Genomic DNA, 22,520 nt, shown 5'->3' on the forward strand with positions numbered 1-22,520 from the left:
ACATTTCACGGTCATCGTGGCGTGCACACGCAATCCAGGTTTCAGGGAGCCCAATGAACGCCGTCCAGAGGTTCATCAGAAGCAAAGTGCTGCTGCTGACCGCTGCAATTCTGATCTTCGCCATGTGCCTGTCAGTCCTCGTCCAGACCCAGTCGCAGGCAGCGCTGAACCGGACCGTGGACCAGAACTCGCGCGGGCTCTACGACATCCTGGTCCAGGCCAAGGCCGGCTCGGACGGTACGCTCATGCAGCCCGAGATTGCCACCGGCCAGGGCGGCATCAGCTTCGACCAGCTGCAGAAGATACGGGACCTGTCCGGCACCTCTGTCGCCGCGCCCATCAGCCTCGTCTCCCGTGTGACGCAGAACCTCGAGACCCCGCGCCTGGAGGCCATGGACTACCTGGGCTTCAACGCCGGCCTCGTCGGCACCGCGACCGCCGGGCAGCCCGGCGGCACCGACCCCAGCAAGTGGCCGGCAGCGCAGTCGGTGCTGAGCGACACCCCCAAGAAATACCGCCTCACGGCCAGCGCCACGAGCTCCGACGGATCCTCGCAGCACACCCTCTTCAAGTCCACCGCCGAGGGCACCCTGGGCAAGGGCAAACTCGTGGAACAGCAGGTCGAGGGAGGCAACAGCATCCAGATCGCCGGCCCCGACGGCGAGACCGGGATCAAGTTCCCGGCCCCGGCCGGCGGCTCCGAGCACAACCTGTTCAACCTCACTGTTGCACTGCCCATGGCTCCGGAGGTCACGGAGTCCGTGGTCGCCGTCGACCCCGTCTCCGAGCGTGCCCTGCTGGGCACCGCAGGCGACTTCCTGGCGCCGTTGGAAAAGGCGCCGCCGGCTGACGCACGCAGCGCCGAGGCGGTCGGCCAGCACCTGGAGAGCCTCTTCACCACCGGCATCGGCATGAAGGAACTCGAGGAGGGCCCCGACTTCCTTGGCGTGAAGCTCAAGTACTGGGCGCCCATCATGACCCAATACCAGCAGGCCAAGCGCAACGGCCAGCTCACCGAGGACTCCCAGGCCATCCCCCTGATCGTCCGCTCCGGTACATCGGTCGACCTGAAGTACTCCGTGAAAATCGAAGAGATCGACGACTCCGGAAACGTGGTCAAGGAAGTCGGCACCGCCGAACGCTCCCTGGACAAGGACTACCTGCCCTTCGTCTCCAAGTCGCCCTTCGCGCTGTCCTGGCCAGGGTCCACGGACTACTCCAAGCTGCTTGGCAACTCGGCGAACTTCAGCCGCGGCCTTTACAGCCCCGCCGCCTGGAGCACCAATTTCGCATCCGCTCCCAAGTACAAGGACGGCTCCACCGCAGGCAACGGCGCCGAGGACAAGACTGCAACCCCCGGCGAGTGGGTCACCGTGAACCGCCTGCCGGAAAAGAGCGCCACCGGCGAGGCCGTGGACCAGACCCAGCGGAACCCCGTGGACGAGCGCTCCTACCGGGACAACCTTGAAACGGGCAAGAAGCTTGCCACCCCGCTCGCCATGGTTTACGGCACCTTCGATCCCGCCGCCGTCCAGCAGGCGGCCGGGGACGTCAACCGGCTTCCGCTCGGCGGCTACGATCCCACGCCCATGACGCTGACCAAGGACGCGCAGGGCAAGGACGTTTCGGGCACCACGCTCAAGCCGTCACTGAGCGCCACCGGACTTGTCAGCCAGTCCGCCGGCGCCATCACCGACTACTACGGTCTGGCTGCCGCCCGCGGCTATGAAAAGAACGCCTCCGTCATCGACGCCGTCCGCGTCCGCGCCAGTGCGGCCGGCAGCTGGAAGGAGGTTCAGCCCGAGGTGGACAAGCTCGCCGCCGAGATCCGGGACATGGGACTCGAAGCCACCGTTGTGGCCGGTTCCGCCCGCGAGGACGCTAACATCTTCGTTCCCGGCTACTCCAAGGACGACGCCGGCAAGGAGTCCGCGCTCGGCACCGTCCAACAGTCGTGGGTCCGGCAGAACGCCGCCGACGCTGTGGCCGGCTCGCTGACCGCGACGAACCTGACGCTGCTGTTTCTCACCCTCTGCGGTGCCGCGCTGCTGACCGGCGCCTCGACTGTCAGCTACGTGCGGCTGCGCCGCAGCGAAGCGGGCACGCTGCGCGCCATGGGCTGGACCCAGCGCCGGATCCGCTCATGGGTGCTGGAAGAGTTCGCCGTCGGCGCCGGCCTGCTGGCGGTCGCCGGCGTAGTGCTCAGCCTGCTGAGCTGGAACATCGCCACGGTCATCGTCTCGGCGTCCGTGCTGGCCCTGTACCTGGGCGCGGCCTTCTTCGCCGCGCAGCAGCTGCGCCACCGCGAGGTGGTCGACCAGGAGCCTCAGCACGACGAGAAGCTCATCGCCGTCGACTCGCCGCTGACCTTCGCGAACCGGCAGCTGAGCACGCACCGCTTCAACGCCATCTCGCTGGCAGTCGCAGTTGGTGTGTTCGGTTCGGCGGTTGGCGGCCTGATCGCCCTGCTGATCGACATCCCGCGCGCCGCCGGCGCCAGCGCCCTCAGCGGGCTGGCCGCCGCCAGCGTGGCCCTGCCGAGCATCATCCTTGGCCTGTCCGGCGTGGCAGTGGGGCTCCTTCTCACGCTGGTCACCGGTCGCTTCGAGCTGAAGGCGAAGCGCCGGTATCTGGGCACGCTGCAGGCAATGGGCTGGAACCCCGACATGCTGGGCCAGGTCCGCTTCTTCGAAAACGCCCTGGTGGGTGCGGTTGCCGTGCCGCTGGGTATCCTTGGCGCCCTGGGCATTGGCCTTGTTCTTGCCCCTTACGCCGCGTTGTGGGCCGCCGTGGCCGGGCTCGTGGCTGTTCTCTGCTGGATTCCGATTGCAACGAAAGTGGTCAAATGAGTAACGACCTGAACCTTCGCCGCGTGCGCGGGAACAATGGGGCTGAAACCCCGGTCCAGACCCGGGCCAACACCATTGTCAAGGAAGCCGATCACGCCACCCCGCTGGAGCTGAACAACATCACCATCCGCTACGGCGGAGGCAAGAACGGCTCCGACGCCGTCAGCGTCGTGGAAGGCTTTGACCTCACCCTGAATGCCGGGGAGATGCACTGCGTGGCCGGCCGAAGCGGCTCGGGCAAGACCAGCATCCTGACCGTCGGAGCGGGCCTGACCCTGCCGACGTCGGGCCGGGTGCTGTGGGAGGGGGACTCCCTCGAAACCATGTCCGACGACGAGATCGCCGACCGCCGCCGCGCCCTGATCGGCTACGTTGACCAGGGCGGTGCCCTTATCGACGGCATGAGCGCGCTCGAGAACGTGCTCCTCCCGGCGGTGCCTGACGGCGAGGTGGAGCAGCGGCGCGAGATGGCCAAGGACCTGCTGGACCTCGTGGGCCTCGGCCGCCGCATGCGGCACCGTCCCGAGCAGCTCTCCGGCGGTGAGCGCCAGCGCGTCGCCATCGCCCGGGCCCTGATCCTGGGCACCCGCGTCCTGGTGGTGGATGAGCCCACGGCGAGCCTGGACCGGGCCTCCGCCAACCGCATCATCAGCATCCTGAAGGACACCACGTCCGACGGCATCGCAGTCCTCGTGGCGTCACATGACCACGAACTGGTCCGGCTGAGCGATACGCTGACCGAACTGATCTAGATCCATCCCTCCGCATAAAGGTAACGTTCCGCCCGTGACTTCCTCAGACAAGAGCCCCTTCTACATCACTACGGCCATCACGTACCCGAACGGCGTGCCGCACATCGGCCACGCCTACGAGTACATCGCCACGGATGCGATGGCCCGGTTCAAGCGGCTCGACGGCTACGACGTGAAGTTCCTGACCGGCACCGACGAGCACGGGCTGAAGATTGCGCAGACCGCGGAGAAGGAAGGCATCTCGCCCAAAGAGCTGGTGGACCGGAACGCGGAGATCTACAAAGCCGCGCACGCCGCCCTCGGCATCAGCTACGACCGGTTTATCCGCACCACCGACGCGGACCACTACACAGCCTCCCAGGCCATTTGGAAAAAGATGGAAGCCAACGGGGACATCTACCTGTCCAAGTACGAGGGCTGGTACTCCGTGCGGGATGAGGCCTACTACGGTGAAGACGACACCGTGGTCAAGGAGGACGGCGCACGGTACACCAAGGAGACCGACACCCCGGTGACCTGGACCGCCGAGGAAAGCTACTTCTTCCGGTTGTCCGCCTACCAGGAGAAGCTGTTGGCCCTGTACGAGGCCCAGCCGGAGTTCGGCGCGCCGCAGTCCCGGTTCAACGAGGTCATCAGCTTCGTCAAGCGCGGCCTCGAGGACCTGTCCATCAGCCGCACCACCTTTGACTGGGGCGTGCCCGTTCCGGGCGACGAAAAGCACGTCATGTACGTGTGGGTCGATGCCCTGACCAACTACCTCACCGGCGCCGGCTACCCGGACGTCGAATCGGAATCGTTCAAGAGGTACTGGCCGGCTGATGTCCACATCATCGGCAAGGACATCTCGCGCTTCCACGCCATCTACTGGCCGGCCTTCCTCATGAGCGCGGGCCTCGAACTGCCCAAGCGGGTCATGATCCACGGGTTCCTGCACAACAACGGCGTCAAGATGTCCAAGTCGCTGGGCAACGTCGTGGCCCCGTCGGATTTCGTGGCGCAGTACGGACTGGACCAGGTCCGTTTCTTCTTCCTGCGCGAGGTGCCGTTCGGCGCCGACGGCAGCTACAACCACGAGGCCATCGTGGGCCGGATGAACTCCGACCTGGCGAACAACTTCGGAAACCTCGCCCAGCGCTCACTGTCCATGGTGGCCAAGAACTGCGAGGGCAGGGTACCTGTGCCGGGTGCGTTCACCGACGCCGACACCGCAATCCTGGGCCAGGCCAACGCGCTCCTCGGGCACGCACGGACGGCCTTCGAAAAGCAGGAGTTCAGCCGCGCCCTCGAAGCGATCTGGACGGTGCTGGGGGACACCAACGCCTACTTCGCCGAGCAGGCACCCTGGGTGCTGCGGAAGACCGACGTCGAACGCATGCAGACGGTGCTGTACGTGACCCTCGAGGTGCTGCGTATCGTGTCCATCCTGGCGCAGCCGGTAATGCCCACGGCCACCGCCGCCCTGCTCGGGTACCTCGGCCAGCCGGAAGGGGCACCCCGGGAGTTCTCGGCCCTCGCGACGCCAATCGTTGCGGGCACCGACCTGCCCGCTCCCGCGCCGGTCTTCCCGAAGTACGAGGAACCCGCGGACGCCTAGGCTCCACTACCGACGCTCTCTCGGATCCTGCAGCAATTCCCGCGACGCTCTATCAGCTCCTTCAGGTTTTCTTCCAACGTTCTCTCCCTTTCCTCTGGAAAGTGAGAGAACGTTGGCGTCTGGGCGGCAAAAGCTGAGAGAGCGTCGTGACAGGGTGACCGAATAATGAGACAGCTTGACCAGAATGTGGATGGCTTGGCTACCCTGAAAATATGAGCGCATCTACCATCAATCTTGCTGTCATTCCGGGCGACGGCATTGGCCCGGAGGTCATTGCCGAAGCCCTGAAGGTTCTCGAAAAGGTCGTGGCCGCCGAGGGCGTCACCCTGGACCAGACCCACTACAAGCTCGGCGCCCAGCACTGGCTCGAGAGCGGCGAGACCCTTCCGGACGCAGTCCTCGAGGACCTGAAGACGCGCGACGCCATCCTCTTCGGCGCCATCGGCGCAGCGCCGGGGGACACCCGCATTCCGTCCGGCCTGATCGAACGCGAACTGCTCCTCAAGCTGCGCTTCAGCCTCGACCACTACGTCAACCTGCGCCCCTCCCGGCTGTACGGCACGGTGGGCAGCCCGCTGGCTGAACCGGGCAACATCGACTTCATCGTCGTACGTGAAGGCACCGAGGGTCCCTACGTGGGCAACGGTGGCACCCTGCGCGGCGGCACGCCGCACGAGGTGGCCACCGAGGTGTCGCTGAACACGGCCCACGGCGTGGAGCGCGTTGTCCGGGATGCGTTCCGCCGGGCCAACGATCGCCCGCGCAAGAAGCTGACGCTGGTCCACAAGCACAACGTGCTGGTCTTTGCCGGCCACCTGTGGAAGCGCACTGTCGAAGCCGTGGCCCAGGAATTCCCCGAGGTCACCCACGACTACCTGCACATCGATGCCGCGACCATCTTCATGGTCACCGACCCCGCCCGCTTCGACGTCATCGTCACCGACAACCTGTTCGGCGACATCATCACGGACCTCGCGGCAGCCGTCACCGGCGGCATCGGACTGGCCGCCTCGGGCAACATCAACATGGACCGCACCGCGCCGTCCATGTTTGAACCCGTCCACGGTTCCGCGCCGGACATTGCCGGCCAGCAGAAGGCCGATCCCACCGCTGCCATCCTGTCCGCAGCCCTCCTGCTGGGCCACCTCGGCTACGCGGATGCTGCGCGGCGGATCGAGTCCGCGGTGGTGGCCGACGTCGAAGGCCGCAACGGCGAAGTGCGCAGCACCAGCGCCATCGGCGATGCCATTGCGGCGGCCGTTTAGCCTCCGCCAGCAGGCGTAAGCTTGACCTGAATTACCAATCGCTGCCGTGGTCCGATGCTGAGCCACGTTCAGATGCCAGGCAGCCGACCGTGGAGGAACCATGACTCAGACTGCCCATGGCGTCGAATTCACCCAGCAGCCTTCGGCCACCCCGAAGTCTGCTGAGGAGCGTGCAGCCATCCTGGCGAACCCAGGCTTTGGCGACCACTTCACCGACCACACTGCGATTGTTGACTACACGGTCGACGCCAGCGGCCAGGGCGGATGGCATGATGCGCGGATCGAGGCCTACGGGCCGATCATGCTGGACCCGTCCGCCGCTGTGCTGCACTACGGGCAGGAAATCTTCGAGGGACTGAAGGCCTACCGTCACGCCGACGGTTCCATCTGGAGCTTCCGGCCTGAGGCCAACGCCGCCCGGATGAACAAGTCCGCCCGCCGCCTGGCACTGCCGGAGATTCCGGCCGAATACTTCCTGGGCGCCATCCGCGAACTCGTTGCGGCGGACAAGGAGTGGGTTCCCGCCGGCGACGGTGAGGCCCTGTACCTGCGCCCGTTCATGATTGCCACCGAGGCATTCCTGGGGGTCCGGGCGGCCCGTGAGGTGTCATTCCGCGTCATTGCCTCGCCGGCCGGAAACTACTTCGGCGGCGAGCTGAAGCCGATTTCGATCTGGATCTCCCGCGAATACGCCCGGGCGGGCCGGGGCGGCACGGGTGCTGCCAAGTGCGGCGGCAACTACGCAGCCTCGCTCATCGCACAGCAGGAGGCCGAGGCGAACGGCTGCAAGCAGGTGCTGTTCCTGGACCAGTTCAACGACAACGCCGTTGAGGAACTCGGCGGCATGAACGTCTTCTTCGTCATGAAGGACGGCTCGCTGGTGACGCCCGCGCTGAGCGGCACCATCCTCGAGGGCGTGACCCGCTCCTCGATCATCCAGGTCGCCAAGGACATGGGCCGTGAGGTCTCCGAACGGAAGATCACCCTGGACGAATGGCGCGACGGCGTGGCCTCCGGCGACATAGCCGAGGTGTTCGCCTGCGGCACCGCCGCCGTGATCACTCCGATCGGTGTCCTCAAGGACGCTACGGAATTCATCGGCTCGGAGGATGCAAAGGCCGGCGAGACCACCATGGCCATCCGAACCCAGCTGCTCGGCATCCAGACCGGCACCGTCGAGGACACGCACGGCTGGCTGACCCGGCTCGCCTGAGCCGCAGCTGCACGATAACTAAAGAAGCGAACGACGGCGGGTGGCCGGCTGGGCTGTTTTGGCCCCACCGGACGCCCGCCGTCGTTCTGCTATTCATCCTTCTGTTCCCGTTGGCTTGCCCTGACGGATGACAGAATGAAATCTGTGAACCAGGACATCACCAGCGCCTTTACCGACAGCAGCCCGCTGACGCGGTTCCGCCTCGCGCCCAACCCGGGACCGATGAGCCTCGAGGGGACCAACTCCTACATCGTCGGGGAACCCGGCCACGGGTCTGTGGTGGTGGTGGACCCGGGGCCGCTCGACGAGACGCACCTTCAGGCCCTCGCGGCTGCCGGACCCGTGGAGCTCGTCCTGGTCACGCACCGGCACGCGGACCACACCGCCGGCTCGGCCCGCCTCGCCGAAATCACCGGCGCCCCTGTCCGGGCCGCCGCCTCCGGGCATTGCCACGGAGGAGCCGTGCTGCAGCCGGGGGAGACCATCGCCGCCGGCGGCACCGAGATCCGTGTGGTGTCCACTCCCGGGCACACCTCCGACTCCGTCTGCTTCCACCTGCCCCTCGACGGCCCGGCCGGCTCGGTGCTGACCGGAGATACCATCCTGGGCCGGGGGACCACCGTGCTGGACCACCCGGACGGCACGCTGGCCGACTACCTCGCTTCCCTCGACCGGCTGGAGCGGCTGGGCCCGGCAACCGTGCTGCCCGCCCACGGCCCCGTCCTGCCGTCGCTCGACGCCGTGGTCCGCGCCTACCGGGACCACCGGCTGGACCGGCTCGCGCAGATCCGGACCGCCCTGGCCGGCCTCGGCCAGGATGCCGGCGTAGGCGAGGTCACCAGCGTGGTGTATGCCGACGTCGACCCTTCCGTTCGGCGCGCAGCCGAGAATTCCGTGGCGGCACAGCTGGAATACCTGCGGCTCCTGAGGGAGAGGGACTGAGACTGTAGGCTTGGAGCCATGCGTATTGCCCGGTTTGTAGTCGATTCTGATCCCCTTTACGGCGTTGTTGAAGGCCAGCCCGGCAGTGAGGAAATCACTGTCATCAACGGCGATCCCTTCTTTAACGGTGTGGAACGCACCTCCGTGCGGCACAAGCTGGAGGATGTCCGCCTCCTGGCGCCCATCATTCCGCGCAGCAAGGTGATCGGCGTGGGGCGCAACTTTGTGGAGCACGCCCACGAACTCGGCAACGAGGTGCCCCAGCAGCCGCTGCTGTTCCTGAAGCCCAACACCTCCGTGGTGGGTCCGAACGATCCCGTGGTGCTGCCGGAGTTCTCCGAGGAGGTCTCCTTCGAGGCGGAGCTGTGCGTCGTCATCGGCCGCATCTGCAAGGACGTGCCGGAGGAACGTGCCGATGACGTGATCTTCGGATACACCTGCGGCAACGACCTCACCGCCCGCGACGTCCAAAAGACCGACCTGCAGTGGGCGCGGGCCAAGGGCTTTGACACCTCCGCGCCGCTCGGACCGTGGATCGAAACCGAACTCGATCCCGAGGACCTGTCCATCAAGGGCCGGCTCAACGGTGAACTCCGCCAGGACGGCAGCACCACCCAAATGATCCGCGGAGTCCGCGAACTGGTCTCCATCGTCTCCAGCGCGTTTACGCTGCTGCCCGGCGATGTGATCATGACCGGCACGCCGGCCGGCGTGGGCCTGGTCCAGGCCGGCGACCGGTACGAAGTGGAAATTGAAGGCATCGGCCGGCTGTCGAACCCCGTCGTCCGCCGCTAGCCACCGACAGTCCTGCGAACCGGGCGGGGCAGGCGCGCCCGGTTGGTAAAGTTGGTATCACTATGACTACCCCCTCCGCCGCTTCTGCTGCCATTCCTGCCGTCACCGCCGAAACGCCCGTCCGCGTCCGCTTCTGCCCCTCACCCACGGGCACCCCGCACGTCGGGCTGATCCGCACGGCGCTGTTCAACTGGGCCTACGCCCGCCACACCGGCGGCAAGATGATCTTCCGCATCGAGGACACGGACTCGGCACGGGACAGCGAGGAAAGCTACCACCAGCTGCTCGATGCCCTGAACTGGCTCGGCATCGACTGGGACGAGGGCGTCGAGGTGGGCGGTCCCCACACGCCGTACCGCCAGTCGCAGCGGGGAGACCTGTACCAGGACGTTATCGCCAAGCTCCGGGCGGGCGGCCACATCTACGAGTCCTACTCGACGCCGGACGAGATCGAGGCGCGCCACCGTGCCGCCGGACGGGACCCGAAGCTGGGCTACGACGGCTTTGACCGCGACCTCAGCGCCGAACAGGTTGCTGCCTTCAAGGCCGAGGGCCGGGAAGCCGTGCTGCGGCTGCGGATGCCGGACGAGGACATCACGTTCACCGACCTCGTGCGTGGCGAGATCACGTTCAAGGCCGGCTCCGTCCCGGACTTCGCCGTGGTGCGTGCCAACGGCGCGCCGCTCTACACTCTGGTTAACCCGGTGGATGACGCACTGATGGGGATCACCCACGTCCTCCGCGGCGAGGACCTGCTCAGTTCCACGCCCCGGCAGATCGCCCTCTACCGGGCGCTCTACGCTGTGGGCGTCGCGGAATACATGCCGGAGTTCGGCCACCTGCCCTACGTCATGGGCCAAGGCAACAAGAAGCTCTCCAAGCGCGACCCGGAATCGAGCCTCTTCCTGCACCGCGAGCGCGGCTTCATCCCCGAGGGGCTGCTCAACTACCTCTCCCTGCTCGGCTGGTCCCTGAGCGCTGACGAGGACATCTTCACGGTGGAACAGTTGGTGAAGAACTTCGACATCCACGATGTCCTGGCCAACCCGGCCCGTTTCGACCTCAAGAAGGCTGAAGCGATCAACGGGACGCACGTCCGTCGCCTGGATCCTGCTGACTTCCGCGAGCGGCTGGTCCCGTACCTCCGGCGCGCCGGCCTTGTGGGGGAGATCCTCACCGACCGCCAGGAGGAAATCCTGACGGAGTCCGCACCACTGGTCCAGGAGCGCATCACCCTCCTCGGCGAAGCCCCGGAGATGCTGGCGTTCCTGTTCAAGGCCGACGACGCGATCGACGTCGCCGCCGACGCGCGCAAGGGCCTGCCGGAGAACGTCACCGAGGTCCTGGACGCGGCGCTGGCTGCGCTCGAGCCGATCGAGGACTGGAACGCAGAAAACATCCAGTCCGCGCTCAAGCAGGCCCTCGTGGAGGACCTGGGAATCAAGCCCCGGCTCGCTTTCGGCCCCGTGCGCACCGCGATCTCCGGCCGCCGGATCTCGCCGCCGCTGTTTGAGTCCATGGTCATCCTGGGCAAGGAATCGTCCCTGGCGCGGCTGCGCGCTTTCCGCGGCTAATGTCACAGCCCGCAGTGGAAAACGCCGTCCTGTCCCGGAGCCTCGGGGCGGTCAGCGGCGTCCTGTTCGATATTGACGACACCCTCGTGGACCTGGCCTACGCCATGACCACGGCGCTGCGTGACGCCAGTGAACACCTCCTGCCCGGCCTGGACCAGGCCGGGTGGGAGAAGGTTGGCCGGATCTTCACGCACGAGACAACCCACTACTACGACCGCTACCTCGCCGGAGAGCTGACCTTCAACGAGCAGCGGCTGCTCCGGGGCCGCGCGGCCCTGGGCCACTTCGGCGTCGAAATGGGCGAAGGAGAGGAGTCCCACAACTGGCTCAGCACGTACTCGCGGCTGCAGCCCAGCTACGTCCGGGCCTTTGAGGATGTGCTGCCACTCCTCGACGCCCTCGACGGGGCGGGCATTCCCTATGGGGCCGTGAGCAACAACGTGCACGACTACCAGCGGGTGAAGCTGGACAGCGCCGGCCTGGAGCGTATCCGGTTCCTTGTGGGCACTGACACAGTCGGTGTACCCAAGCCGGACCCCGCCATCTACCTCGAAGGCGTCCGGCTGATCGGCGGCACGCCTGCCACCACGCTGTATATCGGCGACAACCGGCTCCTGGACGCTGAGGGCTCGACGGCGGCAGGACTGTTGGGCATCTGGCTCAACCGCGGCGGGGAACAGGCTCCGGGTTTCCAGGGGCAGGAGATCACCTCGCTGCTGGAGTTGCTGGCGCTCCCGACGGAGTCGAGCTAACCGGCGCGGCACCGTTGCCTGCCCCGCTGCGGTGCGCCGAAAGTGTGGCGCAGGTAACGCCCCGCCGATTTGTGCGGCGCAAAAGTCTCGGGTAGAGTAATTACTCGTGCTGAGGGGCACGGAGCGAAAGACAGAGACTTTCGACCGGCCCGAAAGCGCCAATGGGATATGGTGTAATTGGCAACACTACGGTTTCTGGTACCGTCATTCTAGGTTCGAGTCCTGGTATCCCAGCTCTGAAATTCTTCGGACTTTTCGCAGAATTTCAGACGTTGCGAATCGAAATTATCGATTTGGAACAAAGCCAAATGTGTGAAACACTATCTTGGCTTGATCGGCGGAAACGCTGATCGGAAAGTACGCGGCCCCATCGTATAGCGGCCTAGTACGCCGCCCTCTCACGGCGGTAACGCGGGTTCGAATCCCGCTGGGGTCACAAGTAACCGGCTCCGGGCAATAGCCCGGGGCCGGTTTTTCTTTGTCCGGGAATTCTGTGGGTCTGCAGACGGTTCGACTGAAATCCGGCCTGAACTGGCATGATGAGGCTGTGACGTCCAACCGGATCCCGAATACCAGCGGCCAGGACATGGAAACGCAGCCTGCAGGCGTTCCCCTCCTGGAGGAAATCCGCCGCGTCCTGGCAGCTGTTTCGCTGCCCCTGGCACTGCCCACGGCTGACCGGGCGCGCCTGGAGATCCGGAACTCCGTGGCCCAGCTTGATGACTACATCCTGCCCCGTTACCGCAGTCTGGACGCACCGCTGCTGGCCGTCGTCGGCGGTTCAACGGGGGCAGGAAAATCGACGCTCGTGAACGCGCTCGTGGGCCACCCGGTCACGCGCGCCGGCGCCATTCGGCCCACCACCCGGCAGCCCATCCTCCTGCACCATCCCTCGGAGGCCGCCTGGTTCGAGGACCAGCGGGTACTGCCCGGGCTCAGCCGGATCCGCGGGACCGTGGTCCCGGGAACCCCCCTCGCGATAGCCGCCGCGCCCGGGCCGGCCGGTCAGGCCGGAACGTCATCAGACACCGCGCCCGTCTCATCACTGGTCCTTGTGGGTGAGCCCGCCGTGCCGCAGGGCATTGCACTGCTTGATGCTCCGGACGTTGACTCCATCTCCGATGAGAACCGCAGGCTCGCCGGGCAGTTGCTGGCAGCAGCGGACCTGTGGATCTTCGTGACAACCGCCAACCGCTACGCTGACGCTGTGCCGTGGAAGCTGCTGCTGAACGCGGCCTCGAGGGACATCATGGTGGCGGTGGTCCTGGACCGCGTGCCGCCGGCTGCGGAAGCCGAAGTGAGCGAGGACCTGCGCAGCATGCTGGCGCGGGAGGGACTTGGAACCGCCCGCCTCTTCGTCATCCCGGAAGTCCACCTTGGCGGTTCCGGCATGCTGCCGGCGGAAACGGTGCAGCCCCTGCAGGCCTGGCTTCGCGGCCTTGCCGCCGACGCCGTTGCCCGGGCCGACATCGTACGGAGGACCTTGAACGGCGCCGTACGGGAGCTTGGCCAGCGCGTGGGACGGATCGCCGACGCCGCCAACGAGCAGGGCCGCGCGGCCGGCCTGCTGGGCGACGACGTGCGCGCCGCCTACCGGGACGCGGGCACCCGGATCATCGACGCCACTAAGGACGGGGCCCTGCTCCGCGGGGAGGTCCTGGCCCGCTGGCAGGACTTTGTGGGAACGGGTGAGTTCTTCCGGAGCCTGGAGCAGAACGTCGGGCGGTTCCGTGACCGGCTGGGGGCCTTCTTCCGCGGCGAGCCCGCGCCCGCCGTAAAAGTGGAAACCGCCATTGAGACAGGCCTCCAGGCCGTCATCCTGGATGAGGCTGCCAAGGCGGCGGAGGACGCGGACCAGCGCTGGCGCTCGGACCCGGCGGGCCGGCAGCTCCTGGGCGCAGATGACCTCTCAGGAACGAGCCCCGGCTTCGGGGACCTCGTGGCGGCGGAAATACGCGACTGGCAGGCGGGCCTCATGGAACTGATCAGGACTGAAGGGCAGGAGAAACGGACCCAGGCACGGTGGCTTTCCTTCGGCATTAACGGCCTCGGTGCCGCCCTGATGATTGTGGTTTTCTCCATGACCGCCGGGCTGACCGGCCTTGAGATCGGCGTGGCGGGAGGAACCGCCGTCGTAGGCCAGAAACTGCTCGAAGCCGTCTTTGGTGAGGACGCCGTCCGCCGGCTGGCCCGTACCGCCCGCGAGGACCTGAGCAGCAGGTGCCGTGGCCTGCTGGCGGCCGAGCAGGAGCGCTTCCTGGACCGGCTGGACCCGGAAGCCGGGCAGGCCGCCGTCGAACTCGCCGAACATGCGCGGGCGCTGACCCGGCTGGCGGATGCCACGTGAGCCGCCGGGGGAGGGCGAAGGACGAGACGCGGCTGCAGGGCCGCCTCGAGGCTCTGGGCACGGCGCGGGAGTTGGCCCAAGGCGTGCTTCCCGAGGCCGCCCTCGAGGACGTGCTTGGGGTGCTGGAACGTGCCCGGTCGCGGCGGGCGCTCTCGGCAGACCATACGGTGGTCGGCTTCTTCGGGGCGACAGGAAGCGGGAAATCCACACTGTTCAACGCCGTGAACGGAGCCGAGATCGCCACGGCGGCCGCGCGCCGGCCCACCACCTCCGAGCCCCTGGCGAGCGTCTGGGGCGCTGACGGCAGTGAGCCGCTGCTCGACTGGCTGGACGTGCGGGCCCGCCACCTCGCAGATCCCGTGGACGGATTTGCCGACGAGGATACCGGGCTGATCCTGCTGGACCTGCCCGACTTCGATTCCACCCGTACCGCTAACCGGGAGATCGTGGAGCGGCTCGTGGGGATGGTTGACGTCCTGGTCTGGGTGCTGGACCCGCAAAAGTATGCCGACGCCGCTGTCCATGACGGCTTCCTGGCTCCGCTGGCGTCACATGGGGCCGTCACCCTGGTTGTGCTCAACCAGGTGGACAGGCTTCCGGCAGCGGACGTCGGGCCGGTGCTGGAGTCCCTGCACGGAATCCTGGCCCGCGACGGACTGGGCAAGGTACAGGTCCTGGCGGCCTCCGCACTGACAGGAGCGGGAGTGGACGGCGTCCGGGCTGCCATTCGCCGCGTGGTGTCGCAGCGGGAGGCGCTGTCCCTTCGGCTGTCCGCGGACGTGACCAAGACAGCCGCACAGCTGGAGGAAGCCTCGGGCCGCGGGGAAGCCGCCGGCGTGAAGAGCGGGACCGTGGCGCGGCTTGCCGATGAACTGGCCACGGCGGCCAACGTGCCGCTGGTGGCTGACGCAGTGTCCGCGTCCTACCGGATCGAGTCCACCCGGCGCACCGGCTGGCCCGTGACGCGCTGGCTTGTCCGTTTCCGGCCAGATCCGCTCCGCCGGCTCAACCTGCGGCGCAATGCCAGCGCGGAGGTGAACCGGACATCCCTGCCGCCCGCCGGAGCCCCGGAACGGGCGCGGACCGATACCGCGGTCCGCCAGTTTGCCGACGCCGCCAGCGACGGCGCTCCCGGCCCGTGGCGGGCGTCCATCCGCGCGGCGGCCCGGAGGGGGAGGGACCGGTTGCCGGATGCTCTTGACCAAGCGATCGCCGGGGCAGACCTGGCTGCCGGCCGCACGTCCTGGTGGTGGGGCGCATTCAACGTGATCCAGTGGCTGGCCCTGCTCGCGGCCGTGGCAGGGCTCGGGTGGCTCGGTGTGCTGGCCGGTCTCGGCTACCTGCAGCTGCCCGTGCCGGAGGTGCCCCGGGTGGAAGGCTGGCCGGTCCCCACCCTGCTGATTGCGGGCGGAGCTGCGGTTGGGATCCTGCTCGCCGTGACGGCCAAATTCATCTCCGCCGGCGTGGCGCGCCGCCGCGGCGCGAGGGCCAGGAAGCGGCTCAATGCAGCCGTGGCGGAGGTGGCGGGCCGGCTGGTGGTGGAACCGGTCGAGGTGGAGGTGCGGCGGCTGGCATCATTCAACGCGGCTTTGCGGGCCGCCGCCGGCTAGTTCTGCTCAGCCCGCCGCCAGTTAGTTCTGCTCAGCCCGCCGCCGACTCCAAAGCTGTGGCGGCGTCCCGGACCTTGATCATGGTGCGGAGATTCCGGGTGGTGGTGGAGGCCTTGTACTTCGGCTTGGCGGAGAGTTTGCTGAACGGGCTCTCGAGCGTGCCGCCGGCGGGCGCCAGCCACGCCATGGCCTCGGGACCCAGCCGCTCCTGCTCGGCGCCGTCCAGCGCTTTCCCGGAGGCGAACAGCTCGTCCAGTGCCGCCTTATCCGAAGCCAGGGTGAGATAGGTGTGGGTTGTTTTGTCGTCGGCAGGGTAGCGGCACGCGGCAACGAGTTCGGCTACCCGGTCCGCTGTCAGCACCACCACCCAGGCGTCGTAGCCGAACGCCTTCCGCAGGGTGGCCTCGAATTCCTTCTTGACGGCTGCAGGTCCGAGATCGCTGGCCAGCACCACATTGCCGCTGGCCAGCAGGGTCTTTACGCCGGTGAATGGTCCCGCCTTGAGGGCCTCCTTGAGGTCCGCCATTTTGATGTTGATGCCGCCCACGTTGATGCCGCGGAGGAACACTGCATAGCTGGTCATGCGCCCAGACTACTGCCCGGTTCCTGGCAGCGGGGGTGCGGTGGAGTGGTAGGTGTGGCCGGTTGGAGTGGTGATTTCGTAGGTGTGCCTCGGGCCGGGTCTGGGTTGGGCTTTCCAGCCGGGGAGTTCTTTGGTGTGGTTGCAGGCTTCGCAGAGTCCGGCGCCGTTGGCGAGGCTGGTTGGGCCATTGTTGTGCCAGGGGATGATGTGGTCGTGGTGGCGGATGGGGGCGTCGCAATACGGGGTTCGACACGTGTGGTCCCTGATTTGGATGAAGCGGCGCAGCGGGGCGGGGAAAAGGCGCCGTCTCGAGTCCATGGCGACGAGGTCGCCGGTGTCCGGGGCGGTGTACAGGCGCCGGAGCCAGATCTTCAGTTCCTTCACCGCATCGTTCTGGCCATTGTTTGAGCCGGGCACACCTGGGCCAGCAGCCCGACGTTCTTGTACCGGTTCTTGTTTGTGTTCCGGTGCTTCTTCCCGGTTGATGAGTTCCCGGGCCCAAGTGGCGGGGACGATGCCATAACCAGCGAGCCTTGCGGGTTCGCTGTCGCCTTTGAGGAAGGTGCGGTCGGTCATGACGAGGTTGACCTCAATGCCGGTGACACCGCCGGGGGTACCGGTGGTCCTCTCGACGAACGTGTCGGCCATGAGCTGGTTTCGCGAACGCGGGTCCCCGGCGGACTTGAGGGTTTCGGCGTGCCGGGTCAGGGCCGCATACACGGCGTCGCCTTGGTGGGCGGGCAGCAGCGCGGTCAGGTAGGTCATGCAGTCCGGGGCCGGGCGCAGGCTCACGAACCGCTCGGACACGGCATGGCTGGCGCGCTGGGTGACCGAACGCGGGTCCCGTCGGGTGGCGGCGGCCTTGACGGCGGCGATGATGGTCCGGGTTCCGGCGCCCGTGAAAGTTCCGGTGTCAGCGGCGAGTTCCTCATCGACGGCCATCCGGTCTTCGACGGTCAGGACTGCTGTATCTTTCACGACGTACATGGCGCGTTCTTCGTTCAACTGGCCCGTATGCAAGGCGGCCAGCGTGTGGGCATTTCGGTGACGAGGGCCTTGGCCATGCCGAGCAGCAGGCCGCCGCGGTGCGGGACTCGCCCCGGGCCAGGGCGATCTGCCCGGCCACCCCGAGGGTGTTTTCCTTGGGGCGTTTCTTGCCGAGGTCCTCAGCCAACAGCGTCTCAGGGCTGCCCTGCTCCCCGAGTTCGGCGTGTTCGTCGCGGTGCCGTATCTCGAAGGCAACCGCAAGCCGCGCCTGTTGCCCGGCAGCCCAGCATTTAAGTTTCTCCAGCGCGCGGGTCTGGTCAATCAGCCCGGCGCCGTCGGCGGTGAGGTCGACCGGCAAAAGGGTGGGTGCCGCCGCGACCCTGGCCGTTAAACTCGGCCTAGGTCCGCCACAGGCAGCGCCGTCGGGGAACAAAACGTCAGCAAACAGGGCTTCAGGAAAGGGGTCCTCCGGGAAGTCATCGTCAGCAATCGGGGCGTCGGCGAAAGGGTCCTCAGGAGAAACGTCGTCGGGGTACACGAAGTTGGGGTCATCGTCGTAGGCCAACCCGTGGACCGCAAACTCAGGAACCGCAGCAGAGCGCACAACGCCGGCGCGCGGCGCCTCTCCTGTCAATGCTGAATTCCGGCTGCCTTCCATGAACACAGTCTGCCAATGCCCACTGACATTAAAGGGTCCGTCGGGCACCAGATGTGGGCAAGGCCTGAAAGTTTTTTAGATCCATCTCAGAACGAAAACTGGGTAGCAGCAGGGGGCGTTTTCGGCCATGGGAACGCCCTGGCCTGCCACCCAGTTGGGCGACGGGGCCACCCAAACGTGAAGTCAGTCGTTATTCTTGCGGAGGGCTTCCGTCAGAACGCGGGCCGCGTTGCAAACAACCTCCGCGTGCAGCCGGCCCGGCTGCCGGGTGAGCCGCTCAATCGGGCCGGAGATGGAAACGGCGGCAATAACCCGCCCAGATGGTCCGCGCACAGGTGCGGAGACTGAGGCGACTCCCGGCTCCCGTTCGCCGAGGCTCTGGCCCCAGCCCCGCCGTCGTACTCCCGCCAGAACGGTGGGCGTGAAGCGAGCGGACTGCAGCCCCTCCAGCAGGCGGTCGTGGTCCTCCCAGGCGAGCAGCACCTGGGCGGCGGAGCCGGCCTTCATGGACAGCTGGGTGCCCACGGGAATGGTGTCGCGCAGGCCAATGGGCCGTTCGGCGGAGGCAACGCAAACCCGCCAGTCGCCCTGGCGGCGGAAGATCTGGGCGCTTTCGCCGGTGGCATCGCGGAGCTGCATCAGGACCGGACCGGCGGAGGCGATCAGCCTGTCCTCGCCGGCGGCGGATGCCAGCTCCACCAGGCGGCTGCCGAGGACAAAGCGGCCCTGGATATCGCGGCTCACCAGGCGGTGGTGGACCAGCGCCAGCGCCAGCCTGTGCACTGTTGGCCGCGCCAGTCCCGTGGCAGCGACCAGCTGCGCAAGAGTGGTGGGTCCAGCCTCAAGCGCGTCGAGCACCTGGGCCGCTTTATCAATGACACCGACTCCACTAGAATTGTCCATGTACTGATATTGCCGTCTCATTATCTGAGATGCAAATCTTTTGACTGGCTTATTACCGGGGTCTGCTGTTTCAGTGGATCCAACAACAAACAGCATCGAAGGGAGATGGCCATGGCCAAAACATTGGCCGAGAAAGTCTGGGACGCGCACGTGGTGCGCAAAGGCGACGGCGAAGGCGCCAACGCCCAGCCTGACCTTCTGTACATCGACCTGCACCTCGTCCACGAGGTGACCTCCCCGCAGGCGTTCGAGGGTCTCCGCCTGGCCGGCCGCAAGCTGCGCCGCCCGGACCTCACCATCGCAACCGAGGACCACAACACCCCGACGCTGGACATCGACAAGCCGATCGCCGACCTCACCAGCCGGACCCAGATCCAGACCCTGCGCAACAACTGCGAGGAGTTCGGCGTCCGCCTGCACCCTCTCGGTGACGCCGAGCAGGGCATCGTGCACGTCGTGGGTCCGCAGCTGGGACTGACCCAGCCCGGCATGACCGTGGTGTGCGGCGACTCCCACACCTCCACGCACGGCGCGTTCGGTGCGCTGGCCATGGGCATCGGCACGTCCGAGGTGGAGCACGTCATGGCCACCCAGACGCTGTCGCTCAAGCCGTTCAAGACCATGGCCATCAACGTCGAGGGCACGCTGCGCCCCGGAGTGACCGCCAAGGACATTATCCTCGCCGTGATCGCCAAAATCGGCACCGGCGGCGGCCAGGGCTACGTCCTGGAGTACCGCGGCTCAGCCATTCGCGCGCTGTCCATGGATGCCCGGATGACCATCTGCAACATGTCCATCGAAGCAGGCGCGCGCGCCGGCATGGTGGCTCCGGACGAGACCACCTACGCGTACATGAACGGCCGGCCGCACGCGCCGCAGGGGGCCGAGTGGGACGCCGCCGTCGAGTACTGGAACACGCTGCGTACAGACGACGACGCCGTCTTCGACGCCCAGGTCGACCTGGACGCGAACACGCTCGAGCCTTTCGTCACGTGGGGCACCAACCCGGGCCAGGGCGTCTCGCTGTCAGCCCAGGTGCCGTCCCCGGAGGACTTCGGCGACGAGAACGCCAAGGCCGCCGCGGAACGCGCCCTGCAGTACATGGGTCTGGAAGCCGGAACGCCCATGAAGGACATCCGGGTGGACACCGTCTTCCTCGGCTCCTGCACCAACTCGCGCATCGAGGACCTGCGGGCCGCCGCGGACATCATCCGCGGCCGTGAGAAGGACCCGAAGGTCCGGATGCTCGTGGTTCCCGGCTCGGCCCGCGTGCGGCTCGAGGCTGAGGCCGAGGGCCTGGACAGGGTCTTCAAGGACTTCGGCGCCGAATGGCGATTTGCCGGCTGCTCCATGTGCCTGGGCATGAACCCGGACCAGCTGGAGCCGGGGGAGCGGTGCGCCTCCACCTCCAACCGCAACTTCGAAGGCCGGCAGGGCAAGGGTGGCCGCACCCACCTCGTTTCCCCGGTGGTCGCAGCCGCGACGGCCGTCCGCGGAACGCTTAGCTCGCCGTCGGACCTCGATCCGGCACCGGAATCCGCAGCCCTCACCACCGACGCCGCCTAGGAAGACGCCATGGAAAAGTTCACCACCCACACCGGCATTGGCGTCCCGCTGCGCCAGAGCAACGTCGACACGGACCAGATCATCCCGGCCGTGTACCTCAAGCGCATCACCCGCACCGGCTTTGAAGATGCGCTGTTTTCAGCGTGGCGCAAGGATCCGTCCTTCATCCTGAACCAGGAGCCGTTCAACGCCGGGTCCGTGCTGGTGGCAGGCCCCGACTTCGGCACCGGATCCTCCCGCGAGCACGCCGTCTGGGCGCTCAAGGACTATGGCTTCCGTGCCGTGCTCTCCTCCCGTTTCGCCGACATCTTCCGCGGCAACTCGGGCAAGCAAGGACTCCTTGCGGCCCAGGTTGCCCAGGATGACATTGAGCTGATCTGGAAGACGCTCGAGAACGCGCCCGGGACCGAGGTGACCGTTGACCTTGCCTCCAAGACCGTGACCTGCGGCAACGTGGTGGCCCCGTTCGAGATCGACGACTACACACGCTGGCGCCTGCTCGAGGGCCTCGATGACATCGGGCTGACCCTGCAGCACGAGGAGGACATTACGGCCTACGAAGCCACGCGGCCGTCCTTCAAACCCCTGACGCTGCCGGCCAGGACCTCCTGACCGGGTAGCCCAAAAGCAACGCCGGAAGGCCCGCCGTGCATAGCCGCGGCGGGCCTTTCCGCTGTCCCCGGAACGGCCGCCGGGCCCCACACGCCCGCGTCAGTATTTCGGTTCGGTAACGCGAACTCATATGCTTAGCTGGTGCCTTTGTAAGGATTTGGGGGCGAGTAGTCGTGAGGAAACCGGTAAATGAGTAGTGTTCTGACAATCCGCGGAGGCGTCCCGCTAACTGGCCGTGTCAGCGTCCGCGGTGCCAAGAACCTTGTGCCCAAGGCCATGGTGGCTGCCCTGCTGGGCAACGAGCCCTCCGTGCTGCGGAACGTTCCGGAGATCAAGGACGTGGAGGTGGTCACCAGCCTGCTCCAGCTGCACGGCGTGACCGTCGATAAGGACCCCGTCACCGGCGACCTGACCCTGGATCCGAAGGCGGCCAAGACGGCCCCGAGCACGGCCATCGACGCCCACGCCGGCGACTCACGGATCCCCATCCTGCTGTGCGGGCCCCTGATCCACGCGATCGGCGAGGCCTTCATCCCGGACCTGGGCGGCTGCAAGATCGGCGACCGGCCCATCGACTACCACCTGGACGTGCTGCGGCAGTTCGGTGCCGTCGTCGAGAAGCGCCCGGGCGGCATCCACATTTCCGCGCCCAAGGGGCTGCACGGGGCCAAGATCTCCCTGCCGTACCCCTCCGTCGGAGCTACGGAACAGGTGCTGTTGAGCGCAACCCGCGCCGAAGGCATCACCGAACTCTCCGGTGCCGCCACCGAGCCCGAGATCGTCGACCTCATCGCCGTGCTGCAGAAGATGGGCGCCATCATCAGCGTCCAGACGGACCGCACCATTCGCATCGAGGGCGTCCGCGACCTGGGCGGCTACAACCACCGGGCCCTGTCGGACCGCAACGAGTCGGCCTCCTGGGCGTCCGCGGCGCTGGTGACGCGCGGCGACATCTTCGTCGAAGGCGCCTCGCAGCGGGACATGATGACCTTCCTGAACACCTTCCGCAAGGTGGGCGGCGGCATGGACATCGGCGAGGACGGCATCCGGTTCTACCACCGCGGCGGCAAGCTCAGTCCGCTCGTCCTCGAAACGGACGTCCACCCCGGATTCATGACCGACTGGCAGCAGCCCCTCGTCGTGGCCCTGACCCAGGCCGAAGGCGTGTCCATCGTGCACGAGACCGTCTACGAGAACCGCTTCGGCTTCACCGACGCCCTGATCCGCATGGGCGCCAGCATCCAGGTGCACCGGGAATGCCTGGGCAGCGTGCCCTGCCGTTTCGGGCAGCGCAATTTCCTGCACTCCGCCGTCATCTCCGGCCCCACCCAGCTCAAGGGAACCGACATCGACGTGCCGGACCTGCGCGGCGGCTTCAGCCACCTGATCGCCGCCCTGGCCGCCACCGGCACCTCGCGGGTGACCGGAATCGACATCATCAACCGCGGCTACGAGCGGTTCACCGAGAAGCTGGCCGGGCTCGGCGCCGACTTCGACATTTCGTCGGCGAAGTAGCGG

General features: G+C 66.9%; 16 protein-coding genes, 2 tRNA genes and 1 pseudogene. 16 read left to right on the forward strand and 3 right to left on the reverse strand.

What is annotated here, in order from left to right; all coding sequences use genetic code 11:
- Positions 1-53 precede the first annotated feature (53 nt).
- From ACFTSA_RS10980 to ACFTSA_RS11040, 13 genes are all read left to right on the forward strand, one after another.
- Positions 54-2,849, forward strand: coding sequence for an ABC transporter permease (locus ACFTSA_RS10980; RefSeq protein ID WP_377951290.1), 2,796 nt, complete (start codon positions 54-56; stop codon positions 2,847-2,849).
- Complete coding sequence (locus ACFTSA_RS10985; protein ID WP_377951291.1) at positions 2,846-3,601, forward strand: ABC transporter ATP-binding protein; 756 nt, start codon at positions 2,846-2,848, stop codon at positions 3,599-3,601. Before ACFTSA_RS10980 ends, ACFTSA_RS10985 begins: the two co-directional genes overlap by 4 nt.
- A 34-nt stretch (positions 3,602-3,635) precedes the next feature.
- A complete protein-coding gene (gene metG / locus ACFTSA_RS10990) occupies positions 3,636-5,195 on the forward strand; it encodes a methionine--tRNA ligase (RefSeq protein WP_377951292.1) in 1,560 nt (519 codons plus the stop codon).
- Positions 5,196-5,407: 212 nt separating this feature from the next.
- A complete protein-coding gene (locus tag ACFTSA_RS10995) occupies positions 5,408-6,460 on the forward strand; it encodes a 3-isopropylmalate dehydrogenase (RefSeq protein WP_377951293.1) in 1,053 nt (350 codons plus the stop codon).
- Between the two features lie 100 nt (positions 6,461-6,560).
- A complete protein-coding gene (locus ACFTSA_RS11000) occupies positions 6,561-7,673 on the forward strand; it encodes a branched-chain amino acid aminotransferase (RefSeq protein ID WP_377951294.1) in 1,113 nt (370 codons plus the stop codon).
- Between the two features lie 135 nt (positions 7,674-7,808).
- On the forward strand, positions 7,809-8,615 hold the full coding sequence (locus tag ACFTSA_RS11005; RefSeq protein ID WP_377951295.1) for an MBL fold metallo-hydrolase: 807 nt from the start codon (positions 7,809-7,811) through the stop codon (positions 8,613-8,615).
- Positions 8,616-8,633: 18 nt separating this feature from the next.
- On the forward strand, positions 8,634-9,410 hold the full coding sequence (locus ACFTSA_RS11010) for a fumarylacetoacetate hydrolase family protein (RefSeq protein ID WP_111905966.1): 777 nt from the start codon (positions 8,634-8,636) through the stop codon (positions 9,408-9,410).
- A 62-nt stretch (positions 9,411-9,472) separates the two neighbouring features.
- Entirely contained in the window at positions 9,473-10,984 is a 1,512-nt protein-coding gene (gene gltX, locus ACFTSA_RS11015) for a glutamate--tRNA ligase (RefSeq protein ID WP_377951296.1), read from the forward strand.
- Positions 10,984-11,736 carry an HAD family hydrolase gene (locus tag ACFTSA_RS11020; protein WP_377951297.1) on the forward strand — a complete coding sequence of 251 codons (753 nt, stop codon included), beginning with the start codon at positions 10,984-10,986 and terminating at the stop codon, positions 11,734-11,736. The genes gltX and ACFTSA_RS11020 overlap by 1 nt, the downstream gene beginning before the upstream one ends.
- Positions 11,737-11,898: 162 nt before the next feature.
- Positions 11,899-11,970: transfer RNA gene (locus ACFTSA_RS11025), tRNA-Gln, on the forward strand.
- Positions 11,971-12,099: 129 nt separating this feature from the next.
- A tRNA-Glu gene (locus ACFTSA_RS11030) sits at positions 12,100-12,172 on the forward strand.
- 150 nt (positions 12,173-12,322) lie between these two features.
- Positions 12,323-14,083, forward strand: coding sequence for a dynamin family protein (locus ACFTSA_RS11035; protein ID WP_377951351.1), 1,761 nt, complete (start codon positions 12,323-12,325; stop codon positions 14,081-14,083).
- Positions 14,080-15,693 carry a GTPase gene (locus ACFTSA_RS11040; protein WP_377951298.1) on the forward strand — a complete coding sequence of 538 codons (1,614 nt, stop codon included), beginning with the start codon at positions 14,080-14,082 and terminating at the stop codon, positions 15,691-15,693. The genes ACFTSA_RS11035 and ACFTSA_RS11040 overlap by 4 nt, the downstream gene beginning before the upstream one ends.
- Before the next feature lie 31 nt (positions 15,694-15,724).
- Here ACFTSA_RS11040 and ACFTSA_RS11045 read toward each other — a convergent pair whose 3' ends face one another.
- The 3 genes and pseudogenes from ACFTSA_RS11045 to ACFTSA_RS11055 all read right to left on the reverse strand — a co-directional run bounded on the left by ACFTSA_RS11045 (position 15,725) and on the right by ACFTSA_RS11055 (position 18,824).
- Positions 15,725-16,276 (reverse strand): DUF1697 domain-containing protein, encoded by a 552-nt coding sequence (locus ACFTSA_RS11045; RefSeq protein ID WP_377951299.1) that lies wholly within the window; start codon positions 16,274-16,276, stop codon positions 15,725-15,727.
- Positions 16,277-16,285: 9 nt separating this feature from the next.
- Positions 16,286-17,921, reverse strand: a pseudogene (locus tag ACFTSA_RS11050) (DUF222 domain-containing protein).
- Between the two features lie 183 nt (positions 17,922-18,104).
- Complete coding sequence (locus ACFTSA_RS11055; protein ID WP_043420062.1) at positions 18,105-18,824, reverse strand: IclR family transcriptional regulator; 720 nt, start codon at positions 18,822-18,824, stop codon at positions 18,105-18,107.
- Positions 18,825-18,935: 111 nt separating this feature from the next.
- Between ACFTSA_RS11055 and leuC the strand changes: the two genes are divergently transcribed.
- The 3 genes from leuC to murA all read left to right on the forward strand — a co-directional run bounded on the left by leuC (position 18,936) and on the right by murA (position 22,517).
- Positions 18,936-20,390 (forward strand): 3-isopropylmalate dehydratase large subunit, encoded by a 1,455-nt coding sequence (leuC, locus tag ACFTSA_RS11060; RefSeq protein WP_377951300.1) that lies wholly within the window; start codon positions 18,936-18,938, stop codon positions 20,388-20,390.
- Between the two features lie 9 nt (positions 20,391-20,399).
- Positions 20,400-21,002 (forward strand): 3-isopropylmalate dehydratase small subunit, encoded by a 603-nt coding sequence (gene leuD, locus ACFTSA_RS11065; protein WP_003806025.1) that lies wholly within the window; start codon positions 20,400-20,402, stop codon positions 21,000-21,002.
- A gap of 189 nt (positions 21,003-21,191) precedes the next feature.
- On the forward strand, positions 21,192-22,517 hold the full coding sequence (gene murA / locus ACFTSA_RS11070; protein WP_377951301.1) for a UDP-N-acetylglucosamine 1-carboxyvinyltransferase: 1,326 nt from the start codon (positions 21,192-21,194) through the stop codon (positions 22,515-22,517).
- The last annotated feature ends 3 nt before the right edge of the window (positions 22,518-22,520 follow it).

Source organism: Arthrobacter sp. NPDC057013, from assembly GCF_042674585.1.
Classification (GTDB): Bacteria; Actinomycetota; Actinomycetes; order Actinomycetales; family Micrococcaceae; genus Arthrobacter.